This is a genomic window from Pseudomonas sp. TWP3-1 (genome assembly GCF_049896625.1).
GTDB lineage: Bacteria > Pseudomonadota > Gammaproteobacteria > Pseudomonadales > Pseudomonadaceae > Aquipseudomonas.
This window is the reverse complement of record NZ_JAFCUQ010000002.1, coordinates 11,489-33,763: the sequence shown is the minus strand read 5'-3', so window position 1 is coordinate 33,763 and position 22,275 is coordinate 11,489. Positions and strand designations below refer to the sequence as shown.

Below are 22,275 nucleotides of genomic sequence, written 5' to 3'. Positions count from 1 at the left end.
AAGCGGCGTCAGTGACCACGAAGGACTTGAGCAACGGTCGCAACGTTGTGGGCGAGGTGCAGCGGATTGATCGTGCCGACAATAGCACTGGCTACGCCGGGCTGTTGGAACAACAACTCGAAACTGGCGCGCACCGGATCGACACCGGGGCTCAGACAAACGTGACCGCTGGCCAAGGCTTTCTTCACCAGAATGGCCTTGCCGTGGGCAGCAGCATAGTCAATGACTGCCTTCTCGCTCTGTTCGTTCAGATTGTAGGTGACCATCGCGCAATCGCCCTGCTCCAGTGCTTTCAAGCCACCTTCGACGGTTTTCCCGGAGAAACCGAAGCCACGGATCTTGCCTTCGGCCTTCAGTGCAGCGAGGGTCGCGTAGACCTCGCTGTCATTCAGAATCGCCAGGTCGTTGCCATCGGAATGCACCAGCACCAGGTCGATAAAATCGGTTTCAAGACGTTGCAGGCTGCGCTCCACCGACATCCGTGTATGGGCAGCGCTGAAGTCGTGGCTGGACAACCCATCGGTAAACTCTTCGCCGACCTTGCTGACGATCACCCAGTCCTGACGCTGATCGCGCAACAGCGGGCCGAGGCGTTCTTCGCTGCGGCCATAAGCCGGCGCAGTGTCGATCAGGTTGATGCCGAGTTCGCGCGCCTGTCTGAGCAGCATGCGCGCGGTGTCGTCGTCGGGGATCTGAAAACCATTGGGGTATTTCACGCCTTGGTCGCGACCGAGTTTGACCGTGCCCAGACCCAGCGGCGAAACCAGCAGACCGGTGCTGCCCAACGGGCGATGCAGTTCGTGCAGGGTTGGCAGGCTCATGGCAGTAATTGATCCCAGGCAGGAACGCCCATTGGTGGTTTTGGCAGATCCGGCAGCGGGGTCGGCTGGCTCGGCTGGATACCGTCGCGTTGCAAGGATGCGAAGACTCGATCAGCGAAGTCCGGCGCCAGCGCCAGTTTGGTTGGCCAGCCGACCAGCAGTCGGCCTTCTTCGGCGAGGAATGCGTTGTCGGGGCGGGTCAGGCCGGTTTGCAGCGGCTCGGCACGGTCGACGCGCAAGGTTGCCCATTGCGCGGTGCTCAGGTCGATCCACGGCAGCAACTGGCCGAGCTCTTTTTGCGCGGTGGCGATTTGTTCGGCAGGCGTGCGCGCCACACCGTCGGACTCGGCGATGTCGCCGCCCAGATACCAGACCCACTGGCCGTCGGCGGCCGGGTGCGTGGTCACGGTGATGCGCGGTTTGGTACCGCCACCCAGGCAATGCGCGTACAGCGGTTTCAGGCTCGGGCCTTTGGCGATGATCATGTGCAGCGGTCGGCGTTGCATCGCCGGGTGCGTCAAGCCCAGCGCCTCCAGCAGCGCTGCGGTACCAGCGCCGGCACTGAGGACGATACGTTGCGCGCGGATTTCGCGGCCGTCGACTCTGAGGCCGACCAATAAACCGCCATCAAGCAACGGTTCGATATTTTGCCCTGCGAGTAAACCGTCACCGGCCAGATCCGCCAGGCGCTCGATCAGGCTCGGCACGTCGACCACCAGTTCAGCGAGTCGGTAGACCTTGCCCTTGAAACGCTTGTCTTGCAGCGCTGGCGGCAGTTGCTCGCCCTTGACCTGATCGACCCGCCCGCGCACGGCTTTACTGGCGAAGAAACTGGTGAGATTGCCGGCCAGCGTGCCCGGCGACCACAGATAATGCGCTTCAGACAACAGACGCACGCCACTCAGGTCGAGTTCGCCGTCGCCGGCCAGCGCTTCACGCCAGCGGCGTGGCATGTCGGCGATGGCTTCGGATGCGCCGGTCAACGCGCCGTGCAGCGCGTACTTGGCGCCGCCATGAATAATCCCCTGGGACTTCACGCTCTGCCCGCCGCCGAGGCTGGCGCTTTCCACCAGCACGGTCGAAAAACCCTGACGGCGCAGGCGCGCATTCAGCCAGAGGCCGGCGACACCAGCGCCGACAATCAGCACGTCGGTGGAAATAACGGATGGCATGCAGCGACCTCGGGATTTGAAGAAGTCGCAAGTTTCAAGCTTCAAGCTGCAAGCTGCAACCCGAAGCTGCTTTTAATGCCCCGCGGTTTTCGAGAACAGCTGGATGACGACCACGCCAAGCACGATCAGCCCCATGCCCAACATCGCCGGCACATCCAGCTTCTGCCCGTAAATAAACAGAGCCGCAATACTGACCATCACAATCCCCATCCCGGCCCACACCGCGTAAGCGACACCCACCGGCACCGTGCGCACCACCAGGATCAGCATCCAGAACGCGATGGCGTAGCCGACAATCACCACCAGCAGCGGCAGCGGCGTGCTGAAGCCTTTGACCGCTTTCATCGAAACGGTGGCCATTACTTCGGCGCAGATGGCGATGGCCAGGTAGGCGTAAGCGTTCATGTTCAATCCTCGTGTGAAACGTTGCTTTCTGAGGTCGGCATTCTAGAGATTGTTCAGATGCGGTAAAGTCATTACCTATCTGTTTGAAAGATGGGTTGTCGCATGAGCATGCAGTGGAATCTCGATCAGATACGCGTATTCATCGCCGTCGCCGAGCAGCGTTCGTTTTCTGCCGTGGCGCGTCAGCAACGCAAAGCGCAGTCGGCGATCAGCAGCGCGATTGCCATGCTCGAGGACGATCTGGGTGTCAGCCTGTTTGAGCGTAGCAGCGGGCGTCAGCCTAGCCTTACCGAAGCGGGCGAAGCATTGCTCGAAGAAGCGCGCGAGGTGCTGCGCCAGTGCGAGCGTCTCAATGGCCGGGCGATGGCGATGCTGCGCGGCCAGGAAGCGCAGTTGCGCGTCGCGCAAGACGAAGCGATGCCGTATCAGGCGCTGGTGGAAAGCTTCGGCGCGCTGGCCGAGCAGTTTCCCAGCCTGGAAGTGCAACTGACCAGCGCCGCGCAGGGTGAAGTCGCGCGCAAACTGGTCGAGCGCCGCGCCGATCTCGGGCTGCTGTTCTATCACGACCAAATTCCCGAAGCGCTGGAGCGTCGCGTGTTGGGCAGTGTGGAGATGGTCACGGTGTGTGGCATCAATCACCCGTTGGCCAAGCAGTCGGCGGTCAATTGCCAGCAACTGGCGCAACATCGGCAACTGTTGATGTCGACCCAGACCAGCGTCTACCCCGGCAGCGAGCCGGCCAGCCCGCAAGTCTGGCGTGCCGACAGTTTTTACGTGATGGCCGAATGGCTGGTGCGCGATCTGGGTTGGGCGTGGCTGCCACGGCATGTGGTGCAGTATTCGGCGTATCAGGGCTTGATGGTCGAACTGGACAGCGAATGGACGCCGCCGGCGCTGGTGGTCGAACTGGTCTGGCGCCGTGACGAGCCGCTGGGCCCAGCCGCCCGTTGGCTGGCTGAGCGTTTTGCCGTGCACTTGCGCGCGATTGGCGAGAAAAGTCGATAAACTCCGCCGCCATGAATAGAACTCTGTACACCGCGCTGTTTTATCTGGGGCTGCCATTGGTGGCGATTCGGCTGTGGCTGCGCTCGCGCAAGGCGCCGGCCTACGCCAAGCGGATTGGCGAACGCTTTTCCTACGGGATGCCGGCGCTTCAACCGGGCGGCATCTGGGTGCACGCGGTGTCGGTCGGCGAAAGCATCGCGGCGGCGCCGATGATTCGCGCCTTGCTGCAACGTTATCCACAGTTGCCGATCACCGTGACCTGCATGACCCCGACCGGCTCGGAGCGGATTCAGGCGTTGTTCGCCAACGAGCCACGCATTCAACATTGCTATCTGCCGTACGACTTGCCGTGTGCGGCGGCGCGTTTTCTCGATCGTGCGCAGCCGAAACTCGCGGTGATCATGGAAACCGAACTCTGGCCCAACCACATTCATCAGTGCGCCAAACGCGGAATTCCGGTGGCGCTGGCCAACGGTCGCTTGTCCGAGCGTTCAGCCAAAGGCTATGGCCGCTTCAGCAAACTCACCGCGCCGATGCTCGCCGAGATGAGCCTGTTTGCCGTGCAGACCGAAGCCGAGGCCCAGCGCTTCCGCGATTTGGGCGCACGCACGGAAACGGTCGAGGTTACCGGTTCGATCAAGTTCGACCTGACCATCGACCCGCAACTGTTGCAACGCGCTGCTGAATTGCGCGGGCAGTGGCAGGCGCAGGAGCGCCCGGTGTGGATTGCCGCGAGTACTCACGAAGGTGAAGACGAAGTGGTGCTGGCGGCGCATCGTCGTTTGCTGACCAATCATCCCGATGCGCTGCTGATTCTGGTGCCACGTCATCCGGAGCGTTTCAACTCGGTGTTTGAGTTGTGCCAGCGCGAAGGCTTTGCGACGGTGCGTCGTTCGACCGGCGTTAACGTCGAGGCCGGCACTTCGGTGCTGCTCGGCGACACCATGGGCGAGTTGCTGTTTCTGTATGCCTTGGCCGACAGCGCATTCGTCGGCGGCAGCCTGGTGCCGAACGGCGGGCACAATCTGCTGGAGCCGGCGGCACTGGCGAAACCGGTGATCTGCGGCCCGCACCTGTTCAACTTCCTCGACATCGCCGCGCAACTGCGCAGCGCCGGGGCGTTGGTTGAAGTGGATGATGCCGAAGGTTTGGCGGTGGAAGTGCAGCGGCTGTTCGAACTGCCACGCGATGCGCAGCGCATGGCCGAAGCCGGACTGAGCGTGATGCGCCGCAATCAGGGCGCGTTGCAGCGCTTGCTGGATGGGTTGGGCAGGTTGATCAAATAACCGCTTGAAACGCTTATTGTGGCGAGGGAGCTTGCTCCCGCTCGGCTGCGCAGCAGTCGCAAAACTTGACGACGCGGTGTCTTAGATAATGGGGCCGCTTCGCAGCCCAGCGGGAGCAAGCTCCCTCGCCACAGGATGCCGTTCGCAATTTGCTTTTAAGGTCGGGCCTTGAGCTGTTCGGCTGCAGCCTTGGCCAGATCCGGTGGCAGGAAGTCTTTGTCCGGGTTGTAGTCGGCTTTCAGATAGCGCGCCAGATCCTGCAAGTCCCCCGGATTCAACGTGCCCGCCGCCTGCTTCAGCCGCAGGTTGTCGAGGATATAGTCGTAGCGGGTGTTGTTGTAGTTGCGCACCGAAGTGTAGAGCTGACGCTGCGCATCGAGTACGTCGACGACGTTGCGCGTACCCACCTGATAACCGATTTCCGTGGCTTCGACCGCGCTCTGGTTGGAGATGATCGACTGGCGGCGCGCCTGCACCTGTTCGACATCGGTGTTGACCGCGCGATGCAGATTGCGCGTGTTCTCGACAATCTGACGGCGCAGACCTTCGCGCTGCTGCTCGGTCTGATCAAGGCGTGAGTAGGACTCGCGCACTTGCGAGCTGGTCAGGCCGCCGCTGTAGATCGGGATGTTCACTTGCAAGGCCAGCGTGCGCTGTTCGACGTTGCCGCCATACGGCGTGCCGAATGCATTCGGGTTGCTGAAGCCGAAATTATCGTTGTCACCTTTCTCGTACTTCGCCACTGCATCAAGGGTCGGCAAGTGCCCGGCCTTGCGCTGCTTCAACGTCTGTTCGGCGGAGGCGACCGCGTAGTTGCTGGCGAGCAGATTGAGATTCTGTCTGGCAGCGGTGTCGACCCACGACTTGGCGTCGTTCGGTACCGGCGGCAAGATCGGCAGGGTGTGGACGATGCCCTGAATCGAGTTGTACTGACGGTTGGTCAGAGTGATCAGCGCTTGAAACGCATCATCAACCTGACGCTGGGCAACGATCCGGTTGGCCCGCGCGGTGTCGTAACTGGCCTGCGATTGCAGCACGTCGGTCTTGTCCGACAGGCCCACATCGAAGCGTTCGTTGGACTGATCGAGCTGACGTTTGAACGCGGCTTCTTCGGCCTTGGTCGAGGCCAGGTTGTCCTGGCTGCGCAGCACGTTGAAATAGCTTTCAGCACTTTGCAGGATCAGGTTCTGCTCGGTGGCCGAGAGTTGCAGCGCAGCCTGTTCGTTGACGTCCTTGGCCGCCTGATACTGGAACCAGCGGTCTGCACGGAACAATGGTTGGGCGAGGGTCGCCTGATACGAATGCGCGCTGCGATTTGCCACAGCCGAGGGCTGATCGATGGCGGTGCGCACGTCGGCAACTTCGGCACCGCCAGACAGATTCGGCAGCAACCCGGCGCGTGCCTGCGGCACGATTTCTTTCTGTGCGCCGTACTGCGCGCGGGCGGCAGCGAGGTCGGCGTTGTTGTCGACCGCTTCCTGATAAACGCTGACCAGATCGGTCTTGGTCGATAAAGGCGCTTCTGCTGCCCAGACCGTTGCGGTGGAGGCACACGACACGGCAACAGCCAGTGAAAGTTTGCGCAGCATGAGGCGATCCCTAGCATGAATATTATGGAAGTAATCCGCGCGCCAAAGGTAAGACGCGGCCCGCGCAGCGTCAAGGCGCAGCATGGCGTAGCGAGTGTAGTTGCGCGCGCGCATCGCAACAATCCGCTAATTGCGCCATTCATCATGGTGTATGCCACGGTGTTGGCGTTCTTTGCCGGTTGTGTCTAGACTGGCCGGGTTCTTGTCGGGGTGCCTTGCTATGAGGCTGAGATCGAATAATTTCGGATCCCGTTGAACCTGATCAGGTTAGCGCCTGCGTAGGGAACAAGATTTCTCGTCACCCGGCGAGTCCTCTTGTGCTTCGTCCGGGAAATTGTTCGACAATCGAACGCTCGACGACGATGCACAGCACCAGTCCTGGTGCGTCCGTGCCTTTCAGGTTCTGCTCCGACAATCCACTGCCTGGATGCTGTCTGGAGAGCCCGTGATGACTACAAATTCTAAAAACGCGATCAACCTGAGTGACTCGGCCAAGGTCGACGAACAATCGGTCAAGCCGTTCACCCGTTCGCAAAAAGTCTACGTTCAGGGTTCTCGCCCGGACATCCGCGTACCGATGCGCGAAATTTCCCTTGATGTGACCCCGACCGACTTCGGCGGCGAAATCAACGCGCCGGTCACCGTCTACGACACCTCCGGCCCGTACACCGATCCCAACGTGGTGATCGACGTGCGCAAAGGCCTGGGCGATGTGCGTTCGGCGTGGATCGACGACCGTGGCGACACCGAGCGTCTGCCCGGCTTGAGCTCGAACTTCGGCCAGCAACGCCTCGCCGATGCCGAACTGACCAAGCTGCGTTTCGCCCACGTCAACAACCCGCGCCGCGCCAAAGCCGGGGCCAACGTCAGCCAGATGCACTACGCCCGCAAGGGCATCATCACCGCCGAGATGGAATACGTCGCCATCCGCGAAAACATGAAGCTGCAAGAGGCCCGCGCTGCCGGGCTGCTGGACCAGCAACACGCCGGCCACAGCTTCGGCGCCAGCGTGCCGAAAATCATCACACCCGAATTTGTCCGTGACGAGATCGCCCGCGGTCGCGCGATCATTCCGGCCAACATCAACCACACCGAACTGGAACCGATGATCATCGGCCGTAACTTCCTGGTGAAGATCAACGGCAACATCGGCAACAGTGCGCTCGGTTCTTCCATCGAAGAAGAAGTGGCGAAACTGACCTGGGGCATTCGCTGGGGTTCGGACACGGTGATGGATTTGTCCACTGGCAAACACATTCACGAAACCCGCGAGTGGATCATCCGCAACTCGCCAGTGCCGATCGGCACCGTGCCGATTTATCAGGCGCTGGAAAAAGTTAACGGCGTTGCCGAAGACCTGACATGGGAGCTGTTTCGCGACACGCTGATCGAGCAGGCAGAGCAGGGCGTCGACTACTTCACCATCCACGCCGGCGTGTTGCTGCGCTACGTGCCGCTGACCGCCAAGCGCGTGACCGGCATTGTTTCGCGTGGTGGTTCGATCATGGCCAAGTGGTGCCTGGCGCACCACAAAGAGAACTTCCTCTACACCCACTTCGACGACATCTGCGAAATCATGAAGGCCTACGACGTCAGCTTCTCGCTGGGCGATGGCCTGCGTCCGGGCTCGATTGCCGACGCTAACGACGAAGCGCAATTCGGTGAACTGGAAACCCTCGGCGAGCTGACCAAGATCGCCTGGAAGCACGACGTGCAATGCATGATCGAAGGCCCGGGCCACGTGCCGATGCAGTTGATCAAAGAGAACATGGACAAGCAGCTCGAGTGCTGCGACGAGGCACCGTTCTACACCCTCGGCCCGCTGACCACCGACATTGCGCCGGGTTACGACCACATCACTTCGGGTATCGGCGCGGCGATGATCGGCTGGTTCGGTTGCGCGATGCTTTGCTACGTGACGCCGAAGGAGCACTTGGGCCTGCCGAACAAGGATGACGTAAAGACCGGGATCATCACTTACAAGATCGCCGCCCACGCCGCGGACTTGGCCAAAGGGCACCCGGGCGCGCAGATCCGCGACAACGCCTTGAGCAAGGCGCGTTTCGAATTCCGTTGGGAAGACCAGTTCAACCTCGGCCTGGATCCGGACACCGCGCGCTCGTATCACGATGAAACCCTGCCGAAGGACTCGGCCAAGGTCGCGCATTTCTGTTCGATGTGCGGGCCGAAATTCTGCTCGATGAAGATCACTCAGGAAGTCCGCGAGTACGCGGCCAACCAGCGTATCGAAACCGTCGACGCCGAGGTTGCCCAGGGACTGGCAGAGCAGGCTGAGCGGTTTAAAAAGGAAGGTAGTCAGTTGTACAAGAAGGTTTGATCTGACCTGCGTGCGGCGGTGACATCACCGCCGTCATCGCGGGCAAGCCCGCTCCCACAGTGTTCCGCGTTGGCCACAAAATTTGTGATCAGCGAGGACCCTGTGGGAGCGGGCTTGCCCGCGATGGCGATTGAAAAAAACAACAAATGTCCCTCTGAGATAACACCCTTGAGCATTCAACCCAGCACTTATTCCCCCGATCTCGCCGTGCCCGCCGCCAAGCGGGTATTCGGCGGTCGAGATCTGTTTTCCCTATGGTTTTCCCTCGGCATCGGCCTGATGGTATTGCAGACCGGCGCGTTGTTGGCGCCGGGTCTGGGCCTGTCGGGTTCGTTGCTGGCGATTTTCCTCGGCACGCTGGTCGGCGTATTGCTGCTGGCCGCCGTCGGCGTGATCGGCAGCGACACCGGCCTGTCGTCGATGGCCGCACTGAAACTCAGTCTAGGTGCAAAAGGCGCGAGCCTGCCGGCCGTGCTCAACCTGCTGCAACTGATCGGTTGGGGCTCGTTCGAGATCATCGTCATGCGCGACGCCGCCAGCCTGCTCGGCACCCGTGCGTTCAGCGAAGGTTCGCTGTGGTCGAACCCAGTGCTGTGGACATTGTTTTTCGGCGCGCTGGCGACCTTGCTCGCCGTCAGCGGCCCGCTGACATTCGTGCGGCAGATCCTGCGCAAGTGGGGTATCTGGCTGCTGCTGGGCGCGTGCATCTGGCTGACCTGGAACCTGTTTGCCAAAGCTGACCTGGCCGCAATCTGGGCGCGCTCCGGTGACGGTTCGATGCCGTTCGCCGTGGGCTTCGACATTGCGATTGCGATGCCGCTGTCGTGGCTGCCGCTGATCGCTGATTACTCGCGTTTCGGCAAACGTGCGAAGAATGTTTTCGGTGGCACCGCCATCGGTTTCTTCATCGGCAACTTCTGGCTGATGAGCCTCGGCGTGGCCTACACGCTGGCGTTTGCGCCGAGCGGTGAAGTCAACGCGCTGCTACTGGCACTGGCCGGTGCGGGGCTGGGGATTCCGTTGTTGTTGATCCTGCTCGACGAGTCGGAAAACGCCTTCGCCGACATTCACTCGGCAGCGGTTTCCAGCGGGATTCTGTTGCGCGCGAAAGTTGAACATCTGGCGTTGGCCATCGGCGTGATCTGCACCTTGATCGCGCTGCTGGCGCCACTGGCGCAGTACCAGAATTTCCTGCTGTTGATCGGTTCGGTGTTTGCGCCGCTGTTCGGCGTGGTGCTGGTGGATCACTTCATCTTGCGCAAACGCAGCGGTCAGGTCGCATCGGCCGCATTGCGCTGGCCGGCGCTGTTGGCCTGGCTGGGTGGGGTAAGCACCTATCACGTGCTGGCCAATCTGTATCCGGATGTCGGCGCAACCCTGCCGGCGCTGGTGCTGGCAGGGCTGCTGCAACTTGTGCTCGGTCGAGCCTTCAGTTACGGCCGGGGAACAGCTCAGGCTTGAGGATGCCGTTCAGACGTGGATAAGGGATCTTCAGTTCGATGTGGCCCAGCGCGTAAGGCGCGATAGTCGACACTTCGTACTTGAGGATCACTCCGCCGTAGGTCAGTGCCACGTGCGGGGTTTTCACGAACGGCCAGCTCTTGATGAACTCGGCTTCCTGATCGAGCTTGGTGCTGATCAGCCAGCTGTTGTGCGCAACCTGCGCAGCTTTCCAGAACGCCTCTTCCTGACCCGGCAGCAACATGTCCGACAGGTTCAGCACCTTGTGCTGCTGGCGCGAATAGTTGATGAAGCCGCGGCCCGGCGTGCCATGCGCACCGCCGGTGTCGAGGTAGCTCGACAGTTCGATGATCACCAGACCGTCATGCTGCTCACGTACTTTCGCTTGCAGATAAATGCTGTTGCGCGGGCCGGCGTTCGCCAGAAACTGCTCGCGATAGGCAGCCAGTGTCGGCGCAACCGGAGCATTGGCGTCGGTGCGGGTCATTTGCAGCAGGCGTTTTTCGATGATGCCGTCCAGCGCAGGTTCGGCCGGGAAGCGCAGGGTATCGATATTCACCAGCGGGCAATCAGGGTTTGAGCAGCCAGGTTTGAGTTGTTCCGACGCATCGCGGGTGGTTTCCAGCGGCGTGCGCAGATTGGGCTGAAACAGGCTGGCGCAGGCGCCCAGGGTCAGGGCGATGGCGGCCACGGAGGCAATTTTGAAAAGCGACATGGGCGTCCTTTCTGAAGCAGGGGAAGGCAAAAAGTTACCGCTTCGACTCTCAACGAAGCAGTCAGTTCGCCACTAAGCTAATTAGAGTGGGTTTCGGCTCCACCGTCCATCCCGATCACGGTAAAGGGGCTGCATCAAACGGTTCGGGCGCGTTAGGATGGCGCGAAGTCGAGGTTGCCAGCAACACCAGGCAGCCGCGTCACGGATTTGCAGTAAACGAGGATGCTCATGACTGATTTTGCCAACGCTACTCCGACCACCATCGACATCGTGCGCCGCGAGAATTGCTATCAGGGCTTCTACAAGCTCGATCGCCTGCACTTGCGCCACGAGTTGTTTGACGGCGGCATGAGCCGCGAGATCAACCGTGAAGTGTTCGTGCGTCACGATGCGGTGTGCATGCTGCCTTACGATCCGCAGCGCGACGAAGTGGTGCTGATCGAGCAGTTTCGTGTCGGCGCGATGGGCAAGACGGCCAACCCCTGGCTGATCGAGCTGGTCGCCGGTCTGATCGACAAGGATGAAGAGCCGGAAGAAGTTGCTCACCGCGAGGCGCAGGAGGAAGCTGGGCTGAACATCAAGGCCCTGTGGCCGATGACCAAATATTTCCCGTCGCCGGGCGGCAGCAACGAATTCGTGCATTTGTACCTGGGGCGTTGCGAGACCACCGGCGTTGGCGGCCTGCATGGGCTGGAGGAAGAGGCAGAAGATATCCGCGTCACGGTCTGGGCATTCGAAGATGCCTTGCAGGCCGTACGCGACGGCCGGATTGCCAACGCGGCGAGCATCATCGCCTTGCAGTGGCTGGCGCTCAATCGCGCCGAAGTGAGGGGGCTATGGTTGTAAACAAGTTGCGCGATCGCTATCGGGTTGACCTCGTGGGGCTGCAAGCCGCCTGCGAGGCTAATTACGCGCGCCTGATGCGACTGTTGCCGGACATGCGCAGCGATCCCGAAGCGCGGCGCATTGCCGTTTCCCAAGGCGAGCAAATGCTCGGCGTGCTGGCCCTCGAAGTGCTGCAAACCTGCCCGTACACCACCACTTTGCAAGTGCGTCAGGAACACAGCCTGCCATGGCTGCCGGTGCCACGACTGGAAGTGCAGGTCTATCACGACGCACGCATGGCCGAAGTGGTCAGCGCCGAGCATGCACGACGCTTTCGCGGCGTCTATCCTTACCCGAACGCGGCGATGCACCAGCCGGATGAAAAGGCACAGCTCAATCTGTTCCTCGGGGAATGGCTGAGTCACTGCCTGGCCTGCGGGCATGAGTACGCGGCGGTTCGATAACTGCGAGTTGTGAACTGTGCCCGGTTCGGTGGTTTCCTCTTTCGCTTGTCGCCCAGCATAATTGCCGCACCTATCCAGACCCGTTGCAGCCTTGGGAGAGCGCCTTGCCGAGCGTATCCACGTTGACCACCGCCGATGCCGCGTTGCTGGTGCAAATCTCTGACAGCCATTTGTATGCCGAGCCGGACGGTACGCTGCTGGGCATGAACACCCGCGACAGCCTGCAAAAGGTCATTGAGCTGGTGCTTGCGCAACAACCGCAGATTGATCTGATTCTGGCCACCGGTGATCTGTCGCAAGACGGCACGCTGGAGTCTTACCAGCTGTTTCGAGAATTGACTGCACAGATCGACGCTCCCGCCCGCTGGATCCCCGGTAACCACGACGAACCACAGATCATGGAAGTCGCCGCCGTGCACAGCGCATTGCTCGAGTCGGTTGTGGATATCGGCAACTGGCGTGTGACTTTGCTTGATTCGGCGGTGCCGGGTTCGGTGCCGGGGTATTTGCAGGATGAACAGCTGCAATTGCTCGCGCGTTCGCTGAGTGAGGCGCCGGAGCGCCATCATCTGGTGTGCTTTCATCATCATCCGGTGTCGATCGGCTGCGCATGGATGGAGCCGATCGGCCTGCGCAATCCCGAGGCATTTTTCGAAGTATTGGATCGCTTTCCGCAGGCGCGGGCGGTGTTGTGGGGGCATGTGCATCAGGAGATTGACTGCGAGCGCAATGGCGTGCGCTTGATGGCTTCACCTTCGACCTGTATTCAGTTCGAGCCGGGGAGTGAGGATTTCAAGGTCGGCGATCAGAAACCAGGGTATCGCTGGTTGCGTCTGATGCCCGATGGCCGAATCGAAACCGGCGTCGAGCGCGTGACCGATTTCGAATTTACCGTCGATTACGGTTCCAACGGTTACTGACGCCTCCATGTAGGAGCTGCCCCACGCATCATTTGCATGGCCCATCCTGGCGCGACTCCCTGTAAACTCCGCTCTTTCCAACCGACGCCCAGGGAGCTCAAATGTCCGGTTCGATCCTCTACATCCATGGTTTCAATAGCGCCCCGACATCGAAGAAGGCTTGTCAGTTGGTCGAGGTGATGAAGCAGCTGGGTTTGAGCGATCAATTGCGCATCCCGGCGCTGCATCACCATCCGCGCGAAGCCATCGGTCAGTTAGAACAAGCAATCACCGAGCTCGACCGGCCATTACTGGTGGGAAGCTCCCTCGGCGGCTACTATGCGACCTGCCTGGCCGAGCGCCATGGCCTGAAAGCTTTGCTGGTCAACCCGGCGGTCAGCCCGCACCGGATGTTCGACGGCTATCTGGGCACGCAGAAAAACCTGTATACCGATGAAACCTGGGAATTGACCCACGACCACGTTACGGCTCTGGCCGAACTGGAAGTGCCGGCGCCGCAGGATCCGCAGCGGTTTCAGGTGTGGTTGCAGACCGGGGACGAAACCCTCGATTATCGCCTCGCCCAGCAGTATTACCGGGCATGTGCCTTGCGCATTCAGGCCGGCGGCGACCACAGTTTTCAAAATTTCGCCGGACAAATTCCGGCGCTGCTGAGTTTTGCCGGCATTGGCGCCGATCTGTATCAGGCAATCGATTTCACCGCACTGTGAAATCTTGCCCCAATTTCACTGAATCATTGACGACGAGACCCTATGGCCACTCCCAGCGCTAGCTCCTATAACGCCGACGCCATCGAAGTCCTCTCGGGCCTCGACCCGGTGCGCAAACGCCCGGGCATGTACACCGACACCAGCCGGCCGAACCACCTTGCCCAGGAAGTCATCGACAACAGTGTCGACGAAGCGCTGGCCGGCCACGCCAGATCGGTGCAGGTCATCCTGCATGCCGACCACTCGCTGGAAGTCAGCGACGATGGCCGTGGCATGCCCGTCGACATCCACCCCGAAGAAGGTGTGTCGGGCGTCGAGCTGATCCTCACCAAGCTGCATGCGGGTGGCAAGTTTTCCAACAAGAACTACCAGTTCTCCGGCGGTCTGCACGGGGTGGGTATTTCGGTGGTCAACGCCTTGTCCACCGAAGTCCGCGTGCGGGTGAAACGCGACGGCAACGAATACCAGATGACTTTCGCCGACGGCTACAAGGCCACCGAGCTGGAAGTGGTGGGCGCGGTGGGCAAGCGCAACACCGGCACCAGCGTGTACTTCGCGCCGGACCCGAAGTATTTCGATTCGCCAAAATTCTCCATCAGCCGCCTCAAGCATGTGCTCAAGGCCAAGGCGGTTTTGTGCCCGGGCCTGCTGGTCAGCTTCGAAGACAAGAGCACCGGCGAGAAAATCGAGTGGCATTACGAAGATGGTCTGCGCTCGTATCTGGTGGACGCGGTCAGCGAATTCGAGCGTCTGCCGAACGAGCCGTTCTGTGGGGTTTTCGCCGGTAATAAAGAAGCCGTCGACTGGGCGCTGCTGTGGCTGCCGGAAGGTGGCGACGCGGTGCAGGAAAGCTACGTCAACCTGATCCCGACCGCGCAGGGCGGTACTCACGTCAACGGCCTGCGTCAGGGCCTGCTCGATGCAATGCGCGAGTTCTGCGAATTCCGCAGCCTGCTGCCGCGCGGCGTCAAGCTGGCGCCGGAAGACGTTTGGGAACGCATTGCCTTCGTCTTGTCGATGAAAATGCAGGAACCGCAATTCTCCGGCCAGACCAAAGAACGTCTGTCGTCGCGTGAGGCGGCGGCGTTCGTCTCCGGTGTGGTCAAGGACGCGTTCAGCCTGTGGCTCAATGCCAACCCGGAAACCGGTCTGGCGCTGGCCGAACTGGCGATCAACAACGCCGGTCGCCGTCTCAAGGCGAGCAAGAAGGTCGAGCGCAAGCGCGTCACCGCCGGGCCAGCATTGCCGGGCAAACTGGCGGACTGCGCCGGACAGGATCCGATGCGCTCCGAACTGTTCCTGGTCGAAGGTGATTCCGCCGGCGGCTCGGCGAAACAGGCGCGGGACAAAGAGTTTCAGGCGATCCTGCCGTTGCGCGGCAAGATCCTCAATACCTGGGAAGTCGACGGCAGCGAAGTGCTCGCCAGCCAGGAAGTGCACAACATCGCCGTGGCCATCGGCGTTGATCCAGGCTCAGCCGACATCGCCCAACTGCGCTACGGCAAGATCTGCATCCTCGCCGACGCCGACTCCGACGGTCTGCACATCGCAACCTTGCTTTGCGCGCTGTTCGTCCAGCATTTCCGTCCACTGGTGGATGCCGGTCACGTCTACGTCGCCATGCCACCGCTGTACCGCATCGACCTGGGCAAAGAAATTTACTACGCCCTCGACGAAGCCGAGCGCGACGGCATTCTCGACCGGCTGGTGGCCGAGAAAAAACGCGGCAAGCCGCAAGTCACCCGATTCAAAGGTCTGGGTGAAATGAACCCGCCGCAACTGCGCGAAACCACCATGGACCCGAACACCCGGCGTCTGGTGCAGCTGACCCTGGAAGACTACCCGGCGACTGCGGAAATGATGGACATGCTGCTGGCGAAGAAACGCGCCGGTGATCGCAAGTCGTGGCTGGAATCCAAAGGCAACCTGGCCGAGGTTCTTGGTTGATGCGGGTTGGCCTGGCCCTGGCGTGTGCGTTACTTCTGACCTCGGTTTCGGCACTGGCCGAACCGCTGCCGGAGTTGCGCGTGCTGTCCGAGCACCCGGTGGACGGCATGCGCGGCGGCAATCTTTCGGGGCTTGCGCTGTGCGGCAACGAGTTGTGGACGGTGTCCGACCGCGACGATGATCAGATCTATCGTCTCGACACCCGGCAAACCACCTGGCAGGCCGAAACCGTGCACATCGACGTTCCCGAAGTGCCGGAAACCGGTTTGCCGTGGGGGTTGCGTTCGCGCAACTGGGCGGCGTCGTTCGTGCGTGGCGGTGATCTGGATTTCGAAGGCATCAGCTGCGACAGCGCCGGCAATCGCTACATCGTCAGCGAAGGCCAGGCGGCGGTTTTGCAAGTGCCGGTCAGCGGCCCGGTCAACTGGCTGAAGATCTCGCCGATGCTGGTGCGCGAAGCGCGGGCCAGCGGCATGCTGCTGAAATTCAATGCAATATTCGAAGGACTGGCGATCAACCCGGCTGGTGATCAGATGTGGCTGGCCGCCGAACGGCAAAGTCGTGGCGTGTTGCTGATCAAGCGCCAGCAGACAGTGTGGGATTGCGACGGACGTTGTGTACTGCTCAGCGAGGGCGGCAAGGAAATGCAGCCGCCGCAGTTCCCCAATGCCAAAGCGGTCGACCGGGATTTTTCCGATATTTCGTTGTTCAACGGCAAGCTGTTCACCCTTGACCGCAACGCGTTCCAGATTTGCCGGCGCGATGCGCAAACCGCCAAGGTCGAGCGTTGCTGGTCGTACGCCGCCGAGCTGTTGCAGGAAAATCGCCGCTATAAACAGAACTACGGGCTGGAAGAAGCGCTGATCGTCGATGCTGACGGCGCGTGGATCGGCGTCGACAACAATTTCGGCCCGCGCGCCGATGGCGAGGTCCGGCCGATTGTCTGGCGTTTCGCCGCCCCCGATGGTGGCTGGAGCGCCAAGCCATGAGCCAGCAACCGCCGGGCAAGCGCGCCGGTCGGGTGCTGATGATTCTGGCATGGTGCGCAGGGCTGTTTCTCGCCACGCGGTTTTTCGGTGACTGGGAGCAGCGCCAGCAAAATCCGAACGAGGTGGTCAGTTCGCAGCAGGGCGCAGGTTTTATCGAAGTGAAACTGGTGGGCAATGCCCAAGGGCATTTTGTCGCCAGTGGCAAGATCAACGGTCAGCCGGTCGAGTTCATGCTCGACACCGGCGCGACCGACGTGGCAATCCCGGCGGATGTGGCCAAGAGCCTCAAGCTGGAAGAAGGTTTCGGTGTGACCCTGAGCACGGCCAATGGCCTGAGCCAGGGCTATCGCACCCGTATCGACCGCCTGCAACTGGGCGACATCGTGCTGCGGGATGTCCGCGCACTGGTCGCGCCCGGCCTGCATGGCGATCAGGTGCTGCTCGGCATGAGCGCCCTGAACAAACTTGAATTTACCCAGCGCGGTGGCACCATGCTGCTGCGCCAGACAACGAACCGATGAGGCCCGCATGAGCGACTCCCTTGATCTCAGCCTGGATGGCGTAGAACGCCGATCGCTGGCTGACTTCACCGAAAGTGCCTACCTCAACTACTCCATGTACGTGATCATGGACCGTGCCCTGCCGCATATCGGCGACGGTCTGAAACCGGTACAGCGGCGTATCATCTACGCCATGAGCGAGTTGGGGCTGGATGCCGATTCCAAGCACAAGAAGTCGGCGCGTACCGTCGGCGACGTGCTCGGCAAGTTCCACCCGCACGGTGACTCGGCGTGCTACGAAGCGATGGTGCTGATGGCCCAGCCGTTCAGCTATCGCTACACGCTGGTCGACGGCCAGGGCAACTGGGGTGCGCCGGACGATCCCAAGTCCTTCGCCGCCATGCGTTACACCGAAGCACGCCTGTCGCGTTATTCCGAAGTGCTGCTCAGCGAGCTCGGCCAAGGCACCGCAGACTGGGGGCCGAACTTCGACGGCACCCTGCAGGAACCACTGGTGTTGCCGGCACGTTTGCCGAACATCCTGCTCAATGGCACCACTGGCATCGCTGTGGGTATGGCCACTGATGTGCCGCCGCACAACCTGCGCGAAGTCGCCACCGCTTGCGTGCGCCTGCTCGATGAGCCGAAAGCCACGGTCGAACAGCTCTGCGAACACATTCAAGGGCCGGATTATCCGACCGAAGCGGAAATCATCACCCCGCGCGCCGACCTGCTGAAAATGTACGAAACCGGCAAGGGCTCGGTGCGCATGCGCGCCGTGTACCACGTCGAGGACGGCGACATCATCGTCACTGCGCTGCCGCATCAGGTCTCCGGGGCCAAAGTGCTCGAGCAAATCGCCGCGCTGATGCAGGCCAAACCGTCGAAAGCGCCGCAGATCGCCGACCTGCGCGATGAATCCGACCACGAAAACCCGTGCCGCATCGTGATCATTCCGGTCAACAGCCGCGTCGATCACGAAGCGCTGATGCAGCACCTGTTCGCCAGCACCGAGCTGGAGTCGACCTACCGGGTCAACGTCAACATCATCGGTCTGGACGGCAAGCCGCAGCTGAAAAATCTGCGCGCGTTGCTGGTCGAGTGGCTGGAATTCCGGGTGCAGACCGTGCGCCGGCGCCTGCAATTCCGCCTCGACAAGGTCGAGCGCCGCCTGCACCTGTTGGACGGTTTGCTGATTGCCTACCTCAACCTGGATGAGGTGATCCACCTGATCCGTACCGAGGAACATCCGAAAAGCGCGCTGATCGCGCGTTTCGCCCTCAGCGATATCCAGGCCGAATACATTCTTGAAACCCGTCTGCGTCAGTTGGCACGACTGGAAGAAATGAAGCTGCGCGGCGAGCAGGATGAACTGCTCAAGGAACAAGCCAAACTCCAAGCCCTGCTGGGCAGCGAAGCCAAGCTGAAGAAACTGGTGCGTACCGAGCTGATCAAGGACGCCGAAACCTATGGCGACGACCGTCGCTCGCCAATCGTTGAGCGCGCCGAAGCCAAAGCGCTGACCGAGCACGATCTGCTGCCGAACGAGAAAGTAACCGTTGTGCTCTCGGAAAAAGGCTGGATCCGCTCGGCCAAGGGCCACGAAATCGACGCCACTGGCCTGTCGTACAAGGCCGGTGACGGCTTCAAGACCTCGGCGGCGGGGCGCTCCAACCAGTCCGCCGTGGTCATCGACTCCACAGGTCGCAGTTACTCGCTGGCCACTCACACCCTGCCATCGGCACGCGGTCAGGGCGAGCCTTTGACCGGCCGTCTGACGCCGCCGCCGGGCGCGACGTTCGAGTGCGTGCTGATGCCGGAAGAGGACTCGTTGTACGTGATCGCCTCCGACGCCGGTTACGGCTTCGTGGTTAAAGGCGAAGATCTGCAAGCCAAAAACAAGGCGGGTAAAGCCCTGTTGAGCCTGCCGAACAACGCCAAAGTGATTGCGCCGCGCCCAGTGGCTGATCGTGAACACAACTGGCTGGCCTCGGTCACGACCGAAGGTCGCCTGCTGATCTTCAAAATCAGCGACCTGCCACAATTGGGTAAAGGCAAAGGCAACAAGATCATCGGCATTTCCGGTGAGCGGGTGGCCAGTCGCGAAGAATATGTCACGGACATCGCGGTCCTGCCGGAAGGCGCCACGCTGGTGCTGCAGGCCGGTAAACGTACCTTGTCGCTGAAGGCCGACGACCTCGAGCACTACAAAGGTGAGCGCGGTCGACGTGGTAATAAACTCCCACGTGGCTTCCAGCGAGTCGATGCGCTGCTCGTCGAAAACCTCAATCAGGCGTCCTAGACGGCTCGATCTACGATTTAACGCGTAGATCGACGCTTTGGCGCTGGAGTCGGAACGCATATTCACGGATGATATGGCCTTTCAAGCGCCGGCGTGGCCGAGCGTTCTTCATATTTATTGAGTATTTTCACTGTGGTCAGCTTTGTGGCGGCCACCTGGACGGGATGATGACTGCGCTGCGCCTTCCACTTATTTTGTTGCTCGCGGGCGTTCTTGGCCTGGCGGGTTGCAGCGTTCACCAGCCGGTGTCGCTGTATCAACTGGACAGCGGAAGTCCGGTTCAGCCTGCGCAAAGCGCGGGCATGGCAGTTTTGTTGGGGCCAGTGGTATTGGCCGACTATCTGCAGCGCGAAACCCTGTTGCAGCGTCAGCCGGACGGCAGTTTGCAAGCTTCGATGGACGGTCGTTGGGCGGGTAGCCTGTCGTCGGATATCGATCAGCTGTTGCTGCGTCAGGTGTCTGGTCATCTGGACAGCCAACGCGTTGTGCTGTCGCCGGCTACGCCGGGATTCACTCCGGATGTGCAGGTATTGCTGACGATCACGCGTCTGGATTCGGGCCAGAAGCAACCGGCGATTCTCGACGCCCAGTGGCGCTTGATCGATCGTCGTGGAAAGGTGCGCGATAACCGCATTATCCATTTGCAGGAGCAGCACGCCGGTACAACGGCGGCTCAGGTTCAGGCGCAAGGCGTATTGTTGCAGCGTCTGGCCGAACAGTTGTCGGTGGCGCTGAAGCCGTTGGCCAATCAGCCTCCAATTGCTGAAGCCCCACGTAAATCGGCACCGAAACCGGCAGCGCCGGCGGCGGAAGCCGAGAAGCAGCCGAAGATTCCGATGGCTTCGCCGATTCGCACGGATATGGAAGTGTTTCGCTTCTAAGCGTTGATCGAGTCAAACCAGAGCCCGCCTTGTGCGGGCTTTGTTGTTTCTGGGGATTGAAGATCAAGAGCTACCCTCACCCTAGCCCTCCCGAAACGTCGGACCGCCCAGAGGGAGAGGGGACTGAATGGGGTATGCTTTAGAAATTCATCGACCTGGATGTGCTGTGCCGAATCCATAATCGACACGATCTTTCAGGTCGATGTATGACGCGAGACACCTCGGTCAGTCCCCTCTCCCTATGGGAGAGGGCTAGGGTGAGGGGCTGTTCAAGGTCGAGCACAATCTCAAACCCACTACGCAAAAAAGCCCGCAGACAATCACTCATCTGCGGGCTTCTTCACATACAGGGCAAACCGTCAGGCCCGGCGCTCGTGCATGCGCGCCAACTGCCGCTCCAGCATCGACGGATAAGGCTCCATCAACCGCTCCACACAGCAAGCCCCTTCAGGGCTGGCAATCGGCCGGATCCGCGCACGCTGACGGATCAGCGCGTCGTCACCGATCTTGCGCTCGACCAGCAGCAGATTGCGGCTGTGTTGCGACAGCGCCAGGGCATCCTGCGCAGAGTCAGTCAGCAGCAGGTCAATCTGACTCATGCCAAACAACTCATCGCCAAGGGTCAGGCCCAACTGCAATTGCAGGGTAATGCCGCTGTCCGCGACTTCGATCTGCAACTGATGGCCCAGCGCCCGCAGCAGTTCGCCGCAGCAAATCGCGTTGGTCAGGTAATCGTCGCCGCTGTCTTCGGTGTGGAACAGCATCAGCGTGCTGCCGTCGTTCAGGGTTTCGATCTCGCCCTGATACAGCGAAGCAGCCTGTTCCAGGCAGTCGCGATAACGCTCCTGCAACTCATCCAGGCGTGCGCGCGGCAGACGGCGCAGTTGCTCCTGCGAACCCAGTTGCACCGCCAGCACCGCCGTGTGTTGCGGTACGCTCGGTGTCGGGCGGCGCACAGCCGGTTGCGGCGTGCTGTTCAGCGACTCGTCGCGCAGATCGGCGAACGGGTCTTCGTCATCGTCGTCCTCAACGGTGCTGACCACATGCCGCGGTGCAGGCTTCTTCGCGGCCAGCGGGCGGCTCTCGTCGAAACTCGGGTCGCGCAGGTTGCGCACTTCGAATTCCGGCTCGACGTCGTCATCTTCGAATTCCGGTTCCGGTTCGGGCTCTACTACCGTCGGTTCCGGTGCGTAGTTGGCGTGCAACTGACGGGCGAGATCGCCGATTTCGTCCTGGCGTTCAATGCCCGGCGTGTATTCGTCGATCCGCCGCAGCCAGACGCGCAATTGCAGCAGCGGCGTGGAGATGTGCCGGCCCAGACGCAGGCTCAGGGCCAGCGACAGCGCCAACAGAATCGCACTGAGGATGCCCATGCTTTGCAGGCTGATGGTCATCGGCTGCTGGAACTGATCCATGTCCAGGCTGATGCGCAGTTGCCCGGCAGTCACGTCCTGAAAAGTGATCTTGCTCTCGTACATGCCCTCGGCTTCGCCCAGCAGGCTGTGCTTGGGGCGCTGACCGGATTCGGCGAGGATGCGGTTATCCACGCTATAGATGGCGGCGTGGGCCACCAGCTTGTTCTTGGTCAGGTTGTTGAGCAGCACGTTGAGGCTGAGGATGTCGTTGGACACCAGCAGCTCAGTGGCGGAGGTGGCGGTCTGCGTGGTCAGGCTTTCGCCCAGCGCATCGGCCTGCTCGTGCATGGCCTGCTTGAACTGCAAGCCCATCACGCAGGCATAGATCACCAGGGCCAGAGCGACCAGGATCACGTTATGGCTGGCAATGCGTAATGCAATCGGTACACGGCGATGACGCAGTGCACGGAAGATCAGCAGAAAGAAGTTATCGGTTTTAACTGGCGTGGGCCGGTTCACTGAGCTCGGCTCTTGTCCGTGAAGTTGACGCGCAGTATAGCGACAGGCCCTAGACCGGCAAAGCGCTGGCG

General features: G+C 61.1%; 21 protein-coding genes and 1 riboswitch. Of the genes, 14 read left to right on the top strand and 7 right to left on the bottom strand.

Annotation, left to right across the window (positions count from 1 at the left end; all coding sequences use genetic code 11):
* Positions 1-8 precede the first annotated feature (8 nt).
* From ACP7BN_RS03365 to ACP7BN_RS03355, 3 genes are all read right to left on the bottom strand, one after another.
* A complete protein-coding gene (locus ACP7BN_RS03365; protein WP_420651285.1) occupies positions 9-821 on the bottom strand; it encodes an aldo/keto reductase in 813 nt (270 codons plus the stop codon).
* Entirely contained in the window at positions 818-1,993 is a 1,176-nt protein-coding gene (locus tag ACP7BN_RS03360) for an NAD(P)/FAD-dependent oxidoreductase (protein ID WP_426201631.1), read from the bottom strand. Before ACP7BN_RS03360 ends, ACP7BN_RS03365 begins: the two co-directional genes overlap by 4 nt.
* Positions 1,994-2,065: 72 nt before the next feature.
* The gene (locus ACP7BN_RS03355) at positions 2,066-2,398 is read right to left on the bottom strand and encodes a DMT family transporter (RefSeq protein WP_210702982.1); all 333 of its coding nucleotides are present in this window, start codon (positions 2,396-2,398) and stop codon (positions 2,066-2,068) included.
* 102 nt (positions 2,399-2,500) lie between these two features.
* Here ACP7BN_RS03355 and ACP7BN_RS03350 point away from each other — a divergent pair, with 102 nt between their 5' ends.
* Positions 2,501-3,403 carry a LysR family transcriptional regulator gene (locus ACP7BN_RS03350; protein WP_426201629.1) on the top strand — a complete coding sequence of 301 codons (903 nt, stop codon included), beginning with the start codon at positions 2,501-2,503 and terminating at the stop codon, positions 3,401-3,403.
* Positions 3,404-3,414: 11 nt separating this feature from the next.
* Positions 3,415-4,689, top strand: a complete 1,275-nt coding sequence (gene waaA / locus ACP7BN_RS03345; RefSeq protein WP_426201628.1) for a lipid IV(A) 3-deoxy-D-manno-octulosonic acid transferase — start codon at positions 3,415-3,417, stop codon at positions 4,687-4,689.
* 155 nt (positions 4,690-4,844) lie between these two features.
* On the opposite strand, the gene ACP7BN_RS03340 is transcribed toward waaA, so the two are convergent.
* Positions 4,845-6,278 carry a TolC family outer membrane protein gene (locus tag ACP7BN_RS03340; RefSeq protein WP_420646981.1) on the bottom strand — a complete coding sequence of 478 codons (1,434 nt, stop codon included), beginning with the start codon at positions 6,276-6,278 and terminating at the stop codon, positions 4,845-4,847.
* Between the two features lie 15 nt (positions 6,279-6,293).
* Between ACP7BN_RS03340 and ACP7BN_RS03335 the strand changes: the two genes are divergently transcribed.
* The 3 genes from ACP7BN_RS03335 (at position 6,294) to cytX (ending at position 10,077) form a co-directional block, all read left to right on the top strand.
* Positions 6,294-6,467: a hypothetical protein gene (locus ACP7BN_RS03335; protein WP_426201627.1), complete on the top strand. Its 174-nt coding sequence runs from the start codon at positions 6,294-6,296 to the stop codon at positions 6,465-6,467.
* A gap of 7 nt (positions 6,468-6,474) precedes the next feature.
* A riboswitch (TPP riboswitch) is annotated at positions 6,475-6,580 on the top strand.
* Positions 6,581-6,726: 146 nt separating this feature from the next.
* Positions 6,727-8,616 (top strand): phosphomethylpyrimidine synthase ThiC, encoded by a 1,890-nt coding sequence (gene thiC, locus ACP7BN_RS03330; protein WP_426201625.1) that lies wholly within the window; start codon positions 6,727-6,729, stop codon positions 8,614-8,616.
* A 168-nt stretch (positions 8,617-8,784) separates the two neighbouring features.
* A complete protein-coding gene (gene cytX, locus ACP7BN_RS03325; protein ID WP_426201624.1) occupies positions 8,785-10,077 on the top strand; it encodes a putative hydroxymethylpyrimidine transporter CytX in 1,293 nt (430 codons plus the stop codon).
* Here cytX and ACP7BN_RS03320 read toward each other — a convergent pair.
* Positions 10,046-10,792, bottom strand: a complete 747-nt coding sequence (locus tag ACP7BN_RS03320; RefSeq protein WP_426201623.1) for an RsiV family protein — start codon at positions 10,790-10,792, stop codon at positions 10,046-10,048. The genes cytX and ACP7BN_RS03320 overlap by 32 nt on opposite strands.
* A 228-nt stretch (positions 10,793-11,020) precedes the next feature.
* Here ACP7BN_RS03320 and ACP7BN_RS03315 point away from each other — a divergent pair, with 228 nt between their 5' ends.
* From ACP7BN_RS03315 to parC, 8 genes are all read left to right on the top strand, one after another.
* Positions 11,021-11,638: an NUDIX domain-containing protein gene (locus ACP7BN_RS03315; RefSeq protein WP_426201621.1), complete on the top strand. Its 618-nt coding sequence runs from the start codon at positions 11,021-11,023 to the stop codon at positions 11,636-11,638.
* Complete coding sequence (locus tag ACP7BN_RS03310; RefSeq protein ID WP_426201619.1) at positions 11,629-12,081, top strand: DUF1249 domain-containing protein; 453 nt, start codon at positions 11,629-11,631, stop codon at positions 12,079-12,081. The genes ACP7BN_RS03315 and ACP7BN_RS03310 overlap by 10 nt, the downstream gene beginning before the upstream one ends.
* A gap of 104 nt (positions 12,082-12,185) precedes the next feature.
* A complete protein-coding gene (gene cpdA, locus ACP7BN_RS03305) occupies positions 12,186-13,001 on the top strand; it encodes a 3',5'-cyclic-AMP phosphodiesterase (protein WP_426201617.1) in 816 nt (271 codons plus the stop codon).
* 101 nt (positions 13,002-13,102) lie between these two features.
* Positions 13,103-13,711, top strand: a complete 609-nt coding sequence (locus tag ACP7BN_RS03300; RefSeq protein ID WP_420646989.1) for a YqiA/YcfP family alpha/beta fold hydrolase — start codon at positions 13,103-13,105, stop codon at positions 13,709-13,711.
* A gap of 42 nt (positions 13,712-13,753) precedes the next feature.
* On the top strand, positions 13,754-15,658 hold the full coding sequence (parE, locus tag ACP7BN_RS03295) for a DNA topoisomerase IV subunit B (RefSeq protein ID WP_426201615.1): 1,905 nt from the start codon (positions 13,754-13,756) through the stop codon (positions 15,656-15,658).
* Positions 15,658-16,647, top strand: a complete 990-nt coding sequence (locus ACP7BN_RS03290; protein ID WP_426201613.1) for an esterase-like activity of phytase family protein — start codon at positions 15,658-15,660, stop codon at positions 16,645-16,647. Before parE ends, ACP7BN_RS03290 begins: the two co-directional genes overlap by 1 nt.
* A complete protein-coding gene (locus ACP7BN_RS03285; protein ID WP_426201612.1) occupies positions 16,644-17,168 on the top strand; it encodes a retropepsin-like aspartic protease family protein in 525 nt (174 codons plus the stop codon). The genes ACP7BN_RS03290 and ACP7BN_RS03285 overlap by 4 nt, the downstream gene beginning before the upstream one ends.
* A 7-nt stretch (positions 17,169-17,175) precedes the next feature.
* The gene (gene parC / locus ACP7BN_RS03280) at positions 17,176-19,449 is read left to right on the top strand and encodes a DNA topoisomerase IV subunit A (RefSeq protein ID WP_426201610.1); all 2,274 of its coding nucleotides are present in this window, start codon (positions 17,176-17,178) and stop codon (positions 19,447-19,449) included.
* A 62-nt stretch (positions 19,450-19,511) separates the two neighbouring features.
* On the opposite strand, the gene ACP7BN_RS03275 is transcribed toward parC, so the two are convergent.
* Positions 19,512-19,688: a hypothetical protein gene (locus tag ACP7BN_RS03275; RefSeq protein WP_426202215.1), complete on the bottom strand. Its 177-nt coding sequence runs from the start codon at positions 19,686-19,688 to the stop codon at positions 19,512-19,514.
* Here ACP7BN_RS03275 and ACP7BN_RS03270 point away from each other — a divergent pair.
* Entirely contained in the window at positions 19,617-20,330 is a 714-nt protein-coding gene (locus ACP7BN_RS03270; RefSeq protein WP_426201608.1) for a PqiC family protein, read from the top strand. The genes ACP7BN_RS03275 and ACP7BN_RS03270 overlap by 72 nt on opposite strands.
* A gap of 359 nt (positions 20,331-20,689) precedes the next feature.
* On the opposite strand, the gene ACP7BN_RS03265 is transcribed toward ACP7BN_RS03270, so the two are convergent.
* Positions 20,690-22,204: an AhpA/YtjB family protein gene (locus ACP7BN_RS03265; RefSeq protein WP_426201607.1), complete on the bottom strand. Its 1,515-nt coding sequence runs from the start codon at positions 22,202-22,204 to the stop codon at positions 20,690-20,692.
* Positions 22,205-22,275 lie beyond the last annotated feature (71 nt).

Coding starts and splice junctions, on each gene's coding strand:
- ACP7BN_RS03365 (WP_420651285.1), bottom strand. CDS start 821: ATGAGCCTGCCAACCCTGCACGAACTGCATCGCCCGTTGGGCAGCACC.
- ACP7BN_RS03360 (WP_426201631.1), bottom strand. CDS start 1,993: ATGCCATCCGTTATTTCCACCGACGTGCTGATTGTCGGCGCTGGTGTC.
- ACP7BN_RS03355 (WP_210702982.1), bottom strand. CDS start 2,398: ATGAACGCTTACGCCTACCTGGCCATCGCCATCTGCGCCGAAGTAATG.
- ACP7BN_RS03350 (WP_426201629.1), top strand. CDS start 2,501: ATGAGCATGCAGTGGAATCTCGATCAGATACGCGTATTCATCGCCGTC.
- waaA (WP_426201628.1), top strand. CDS start 3,415: ATGAATAGAACTCTGTACACCGCGCTGTTTTATCTGGGGCTGCCATTG.
- ACP7BN_RS03340 (WP_420646981.1), bottom strand. CDS start 6,278: ATGCTGCGCAAACTTTCACTGGCTGTTGCCGTGTCGTGTGCCTCCACC.
- ACP7BN_RS03335 (WP_426201627.1), top strand. CDS start 6,294: ATGAATATTATGGAAGTAATCCGCGCGCCAAAGGTAAGACGCGGCCCG.
- thiC (WP_426201625.1), top strand. CDS start 6,727: ATGACTACAAATTCTAAAAACGCGATCAACCTGAGTGACTCGGCCAAG.
- ACP7BN_RS03320 (WP_426201623.1), bottom strand. CDS start 10,792: ATGTCGCTTTTCAAAATTGCCTCCGTGGCCGCCATCGCCCTGACCCTG.
- ACP7BN_RS03315 (WP_426201621.1), top strand. CDS start 11,021: ATGACTGATTTTGCCAACGCTACTCCGACCACCATCGACATCGTGCGC.
- ACP7BN_RS03310 (WP_426201619.1), top strand. CDS start 11,629: ATGGTTGTAAACAAGTTGCGCGATCGCTATCGGGTTGACCTCGTGGGG.
- ACP7BN_RS03300 (WP_420646989.1), top strand. CDS start 13,103: ATGTCCGGTTCGATCCTCTACATCCATGGTTTCAATAGCGCCCCGACA.
- parE (WP_426201615.1), top strand. CDS start 13,754: ATGGCCACTCCCAGCGCTAGCTCCTATAACGCCGACGCCATCGAAGTC.
- ACP7BN_RS03290 (WP_426201613.1), top strand. CDS start 15,658: ATGCGGGTTGGCCTGGCCCTGGCGTGTGCGTTACTTCTGACCTCGGTT.
- ACP7BN_RS03285 (WP_426201612.1), top strand. CDS start 16,644: ATGAGCCAGCAACCGCCGGGCAAGCGCGCCGGTCGGGTGCTGATGATT.
- parC (WP_426201610.1), top strand. CDS start 17,176: ATGAGCGACTCCCTTGATCTCAGCCTGGATGGCGTAGAACGCCGATCG.
- ACP7BN_RS03270 (WP_426201608.1), top strand. CDS start 19,617: ATGACTGCGCTGCGCCTTCCACTTATTTTGTTGCTCGCGGGCGTTCTT.